The sequence below is a fragment of the Coprococcus intestinihominis genome, assembly GCF_040096555.1.
In the GTDB taxonomy this organism is placed as follows: domain Bacteria; phylum Bacillota; class Clostridia; order Lachnospirales; family Lachnospiraceae; genus Coprococcus_A; species Coprococcus_A intestinihominis.
In genome coordinates this window covers 1-6,325 of record NZ_JBBMEK010000196.1, presented here as the reverse complement: position 1 = coordinate 6,325, position 6,325 = coordinate 1, and the positions used below count along the sequence as shown (strand labels likewise).

Genomic DNA, 6,325 nt, shown 5'->3' with positions numbered 1-6,325 from the left:
GGAAGCTTGTAAACCTTTTCTCCATAGCGCTGTTTAAGCCAGCTGGAATAGGGATAAAACACTGTTTTTTCCTCCTTCATAAATACCTGCATTCATTAATTATATCTTTTTTTGACTTATATTGGAAGCCTTTTTCACAAAATTATCATAAAGTACACATAATCTTCAATTTTTATTCAATAATAATGATATCATGCCGCTTCGCGAAAGGAGGAATTGACATGGAAAGGAACTGGCTTGACATTACAGCTCTGATACTGATCATCATTGGAGCTATTAACTGGGGACTCATCGGTTTTTTTGAATTTGACTTGATCAGCTACTTCTTCGGCACACTCACTGCCGTGACCCGGATTATTTTTGCCGTTGTGGGCATTGCCGGTATTTATTCCCTGATCCTTTTCTGGAAACTCAGGACAAATTAATCCTTTTCCGGGGAAATGAAATGGCTCCATACAGAACAAAAACAGCAGAAATACCACTTAAGTACTTCTGCTGTTTTCTTCTAAATCATGATATAATATCCAAATTATAAGGAGATAACGATATCCTTCTTAAACTCTTCTGGAATATTATCCGCATCAATGGAAATACTGATCGTAAAATCTACATTGAACTTCTCTGATACATCTGCAAGTTTAGATAATACGTAGCCAACATAATCATCAGATACGCTTGCAATTGTCAGGAAGCTATCAAAGAACATATGCTCCAGATCTCTGTCCTGTGAAATCAGACCACAGATAAATCCAATAAATGCATCATATGTATCAATCGGGAAATCGCCAACATTGATCAAACGAATGCGGTTGCTTAATTCATACATATGCTTGTTATTCTTGTCGAGATAGACAACACTGCCGTTTGCAGCCTTTACTGCTTCATTCGCTTTCTGAATCAAGAATTTTGTTTTACCTTTGCCTTTTACACCTGATATAATCTGTATCATTGTAATCTCCTCCTAGCTTATGCACGTAAATTATATTTAAATTTAAAAAAATTTAAATATATTTGTCTTAATTATAGTATAAATTGTCTAAAAATACAATGCTTATTTGCTAATATCTGATAATAATTTTGACATACTCGAATAAAGCGTATCTTTATCCGGACAACCAAGCAAAACGGAAATATAACCGTTTCCTGAGCCATCCTCCACATAAAGAATCAGACACAGTCCTGCATTATCTGTTGTACCGGTCTTGCCACCAATAATGCTGACGCCTTCGGGCGGTGTCTTGTTGCCCAGCAGATAATAATTTGTCGAGTCATACGTCTGCTGCACTTCCTGCCCATTCCGTGTAAATACAGCGGTATAATGTGCCTGATGAATCGCATCCTTAAACAGATCATACTTCAGACATTCATTGAAAATCAAATAAAGATCGTAAGCTGTTGTATAATGATCCGGATCATCCAGACCATTCGGCGTCACAAAATGTGTCTGCGTTGCACCAAGCCTCTGGGCTTCCGCATTCATCTTGTCACAAAAAGCCGGTATATCTCCCCCGCTAACTGCAGAAGCTACGGCATTGGCTGCATCGTTACCGGAATAGATCAGCATACAATACAATAAGGTCTTCAAAGTCATCTTATCTCCGGCTTTAAAACCGCACACCTGTGCATCTGCGACATCAACATTCACATCATCCGTCAAAGTTACTTCCTGATCCAGATCCTGAACAGTCTCCAGTGCCACCAGCGCTGTCAGAATCTTAGTAATGCTGGCCGGCGGCATCTGTGTATAAATATTCTTCGCCGTGATGACCGTCTTATCCGTTGTGCCCGTCAGAAAAATTTTCTTGGCGTCAAGCTGTGAAAGTGTCTCCTGGTTGATGCCGTTCTCACTGTCTTCCACCGATACAACACCTAGGTTCTCCGCAAAGCCTTCCCAAGCCTCTATATTCAGCATGGAAGCCGCATCTGCAGTCTTACTCGCCGTCACAACTGTATAGGGCTTCAGATACGCTGTCTGGCTCTGGCATCCGCATAACAGTACACTGCATATGCAGGCTGCTGCTAATATTTTCTTCATTCTCTTCACCTGTTATTTATAAAATTCACGCCATTCCAGATCGCCTCTGTCCAAAGCCTTGATCAAAAGTTCTGCTGTTGCCAAGTTTGTTGCGATCGGAATATTATGTGCATCACATAAGCTGACAATTGCGTGGGCATCCGGTTCATGACGCTTTGGTGTATATGGATCCCTCAGGAAAATCATCAAGTCAATGTTGTTATGTTCAATCTGTGCACCTAACTGCTGTTCTCCGCCGAGATGTCCGGCAAGAAACTTGTGTATATTAAGATTCGTCACTTCTTCTATTAAACGCCCTGTGGTGCCTGTCGCATATAATTCATTACGCGCCAGTATTCCTCTGTAAGCGATACAGAAATTCTGCATCAACATTTTTTTTGTATCATGGGCTACTAAACCAATGTTCATAAAAACTTACCTCCTGTTCCGCTGTAAACCAACATTCAAAACTAAACCAATACATATAAAATTACTCAGCAATGAACTAAGACCATAACTGACGAAGGGCAATGGAAGCCCCGTATTCGGCAGTATGCCTGTTGCCACACCAATATTGACAAAAGACTGGAATGTAATAATACCGGCAACACCCGATGCGACCAGGTGGCCTCTCATATCTCTTGCATCCTTTGCAATACGCAGGCATTCGATCACAATTAATAAAATGAGCCCTATGACAACACAACTTCCTATAAATCCCAGTTCTTCTCCGACAACTGCGAAAATAAAGTCTGTCTGAGGCTCTGATATGAAATTGCCTCCCTTGACGGATGTAATCGTATTATTATCAAGTCCCTTACCAGTGAGCATACCTGAGCCGATCGCCATAATGGAATTATATTGCTGATTATAGGTTGTCAAAAGATAATCCGAAGGATTCAGGAAACTGAGAACTCTATTAAGCTGATAATCATGTAATAAGATCTGACCGGGCTGCTGGATATACCAGATCAAAATACCGCCCAACGGCAAGGCGGCACCCAGTATCGCACCGATAATCTTATAACTGATACCGCCAACAAACATCAATGTACAAAACAGAAATGCAAAAACCATTGTTGTCGAGAGATCCGGCTCCCATGCAACCAGAAACATCGGAATCACATATAAAATACCAATCCTCAGAATCGTTGCCAGACTGTTGATCTTCTCCTTCTGCTCACTGATCAAATGTGCAAAAATAATCAGCATGATCACCTTGCTGAGCTCTGATGGCTGGAAAGTACCAAAAGGCCCCAATGAAAACCATCTTCTGGCACCATTCACACTAATACCAAAAAGCTTGACAGCAATCAACATACCTATATTAATAGAATACAAATACCATTCGAATTTTGCAATATAATTATAGTCAATAAGTGAAAAAATTATCATGACGACCGATCCACCGACAAAGCCTATGAGCTGTTTAGCGGCGAAACCATCGGCTGCACTGTTAATAACGAGTATACCAATAATACTTAGCACCCATACATATAAAACCAGTCTGAAATTATACATATGGATATTATATTTATTTGTGTGATACTGTAATATTTTTCTTCTTTGTAACATTTTTCTCCTATCATACCGAATGACGGTTTATTTCCTTAAAAGGCACATAAACAGTCAGAAGCGGTGACCTGGACCGATTCTGATTTTCCTTTTGTGTAATATGAATGTCAATATTCTGAATGTCTATTTCGACATATTTGCTAAGTGCAGATACAATATCTCCTCGAATACTATCTGTGATCTCTGTCGGACAGGCTATTCTGTCCGACAGAAGCAGCTGCTTTAACCGGCTGCTGGCGACTTTACCGGAAATCTTTCTTTTTCTTCCAAACAGAAATGAAAACATCCTGACAGCTCCTTTCTATCTGTGAATCAGATAATCCGCAACCCGGAAGAAAAAGCTTTTTCTTCGAGGGTAACAGGCCAGGGGAACATCTTCTCCCATGATACGTCTGCAGATATTCTCATAGGCTTTTCCCGCAGGCGTATGATAACCTGTCAATGATTCCCCCTGATTGGCAGCAACAACCACATTTTCATCATCCGGGATCACACCGATCAGATCCAGTGACAAAATATCTACAATATCTTCTATACTCATCATATCTCCCCGCCTTACCATGTCAAAACGGATCCGATTAATGATCAGATTAATATTTTTGATATGGGATGCTTCCAGAAGACCCGTGATCCGATCCGCGTCCCGGATGGCCGATACCTCCGGTGTTGTCACGATTAATGCACGATCTGCCCCGGCAATGGCATTGTAGAAGCCTCTTTCAATGCCTGCAGGACAGTCAATCAGGATATAATCAAAATCATCTCTCAGCTGCTCGATCAGCTTTTTCATTTGTTCCGGCGAAACACTTGTCTTGTCTCTCGTCTGCGCGGATGGAAGAAGGAACAAATTCGGATAACGTTTATCCCGGATCAGTGCCTGCTTGATCCGGCACCCGCCTTCGATAATATCTACCAGATGATAAACAATCCTGTTTTCAAGTCCCATGATCACATCCAGATTTCTTAAGCCAATATCTGTATCGATCAGAATTGTCTTCTTATCTGCAGCAGCTAAACCTGCACCGATATTGGCTGTTGATGTTGTTTTTCCTACACCGCCTTTACCTGATGTAATGACAAATACTTCTCCCATGCTCATACCTCCCAAAAACCATTGAATCCTTTTATTTTTAGATCATTGTTTTCTTTTGTATGTTCATGTCCGTTGAATTAATCCGCCTGAATATTCTGATCCGGAATATTCGCTGTTCTTGTTGCCGAACCGGATATATCATCTGAAGCATTCTTTTCCGGCACACCAAAATAGTAACACATCAGATCCGCATACAGATCCAGTACATTTGAAGAACCATGACCATTCGGAATGATCAGCGTTGCGGCAATCTCCGGATTCTCATAAGGCGCATAACCAATGAAAAGTCCATGGTTAGGCAGTTTCTCTGATACCTGCGCCGTACCTGATTTACCTGCCAGAGTCACTTTCAGTCCGCCCATTTGTGAACGGTAAGAAGATTCATTACATACCTTATACATACCTGTATGTACCATATCCCATGTGCTCTGTTTCAGTTCAATCTTGTTGGCCAGCTTCGGTTCATTTTCCTCCAGTACATTGCCCTCACTGTCGGTAATCTTATCCAGAACGGATAACTGATACAAATTGCCGGAATTGGCAATAGCTGTCACATAGCGTGCCAATTCAGCCGCTGTATAGTTGTGGGTTGCCTGTCCAATTGCTGAACGGACAACACTCTCATCGGAAATTCTCGGGGTTGTCTCCGGAAGCTCAAGTCCGCTGACGGAATCCAGTCCGAACATCTTCGCATACTTGGCTAAAAGAGCCAGACCTGTTGAATCATTCAGTTCGGTTGTATTATTCTTCGAGCCCAGCCTGTAACCCACTTCATAGAAGAAGTAGTTGCAGGAATATTCTATCGCCTGTTCAACATTGATGGTGCCATGTCCCGCTGAATTCCAGCAGTTGGCATGCGGCACAACCTTTGTATACTCTACATAGTCTGTGATATAAGTGTCTGCATCAATCACGCCTTCCTCCAGACCCGCAATGGCTGAAATCGGTTTAAAAGTTGAACCCGGAGCTAATGTCTGCTGCGTCGCACGGTTATATAAAGGTGATGATGAATTATTGATCAACGATGCATAATAGCTGACATTATTGATCTGATTGGCATCATAACCCGGATAAGATACCAGAGCCTTAACTTTGCCGGTATTAATATCCGTCAGGACAAAGGAACCTGAACAAGGCGGAAGTGCCAGCATATCCGGTGTGATCTCAAGATTATAAATCTTATTGTACATAAAATTCTTTGCGGAAAGACTGCCGGAAAGGAGGCCCTGATAATCATCATCCTCTTCCAGTACATGCTGTGAATACAATAAAAGACAAATGTCTGTACCGCTTATATAATCACTCTCCAACATATAATAAATGGCCTTTTTTTCGAAGCCTTCATATAAAGGGAGTTCCTGTGCCACATATTCAATCAATGCCTGATAGATCTCATTGGTATCCAGATAATCGCTCTCCAGATTCAGTGCACTGATATTGACGATATCCTTCGTGATGGCATAATCAAGCAGCTCATTAAAACTGATGCTTCCGTCATTCCATTTAGCCAGCGTTTCGTCATTATCATCCAGATCACCTGTATTCAATATAGACTTATCCTTCAGCATGGAATAGGTCATTAAAAGATAATCCTTATACTCATCATCCAATTCTCCAAGTGCCGTGTCCATTTTGCTGCCCAG

Annotated in this window: 8 protein-coding genes; 1 reads left to right on the top strand and 7 read right to left on the bottom strand. The window is 41.4% G+C overall.

Annotated elements, in window-relative coordinates; translation table 11 throughout:
* Positions 1-221 precede the first annotated feature (221 nt).
* Positions 222-425, top strand: a complete 204-nt coding sequence (locus tag WMO25_RS13305) for a DUF378 domain-containing protein (RefSeq protein WP_015514125.1) — start codon at positions 222-224, stop codon at positions 423-425.
* A 104-nt stretch (positions 426-529) separates the two neighbouring features.
* Here the strand turns inward: WMO25_RS13305 and WMO25_RS13300 are convergent, their stop codons facing one another.
* The 7 genes from WMO25_RS13300 to WMO25_RS13270 form a co-directional block, all read right to left on the bottom strand.
* A complete protein-coding gene (locus WMO25_RS13300; protein ID WP_015514124.1) occupies positions 530-949 on the bottom strand; it encodes a hypothetical protein in 420 nt (139 codons plus the stop codon).
* Between the two features lie 102 nt (positions 950-1,051).
* Positions 1,052-2,035: a serine hydrolase gene (locus tag WMO25_RS13295; RefSeq protein WP_349085689.1), complete on the bottom strand. Its 984-nt coding sequence runs from the start codon at positions 2,033-2,035 to the stop codon at positions 1,052-1,054.
* A 12-nt stretch (positions 2,036-2,047) separates the two neighbouring features.
* Positions 2,048-2,443: a methylglyoxal synthase gene (locus WMO25_RS13290; protein WP_015514122.1), complete on the bottom strand. Its 396-nt coding sequence runs from the start codon at positions 2,441-2,443 to the stop codon at positions 2,048-2,050.
* A gap of 6 nt (positions 2,444-2,449) precedes the next feature.
* A complete protein-coding gene (locus tag WMO25_RS13285; protein WP_349085687.1) occupies positions 2,450-3,535 on the bottom strand; it encodes an FtsW/RodA/SpoVE family cell cycle protein in 1,086 nt (361 codons plus the stop codon).
* 64 nt (positions 3,536-3,599) lie between these two features.
* Positions 3,600-3,875: a cell division topological specificity factor MinE gene (locus WMO25_RS13280; RefSeq protein ID WP_015514120.1), complete on the bottom strand. Its 276-nt coding sequence runs from the start codon at positions 3,873-3,875 to the stop codon at positions 3,600-3,602.
* Positions 3,876-3,890: 15 nt separating this feature from the next.
* Positions 3,891-4,682: a septum site-determining protein MinD gene (minD, locus tag WMO25_RS13275; protein WP_015514119.1), complete on the bottom strand. Its 792-nt coding sequence runs from the start codon at positions 4,680-4,682 to the stop codon at positions 3,891-3,893.
* A gap of 77 nt (positions 4,683-4,759) precedes the next feature.
* Positions 4,760-6,325 (bottom strand): penicillin-binding transpeptidase domain-containing protein (locus WMO25_RS13270; protein ID WP_349085685.1); only part of this gene is annotated, 1,566 nt, incomplete at its 5' end.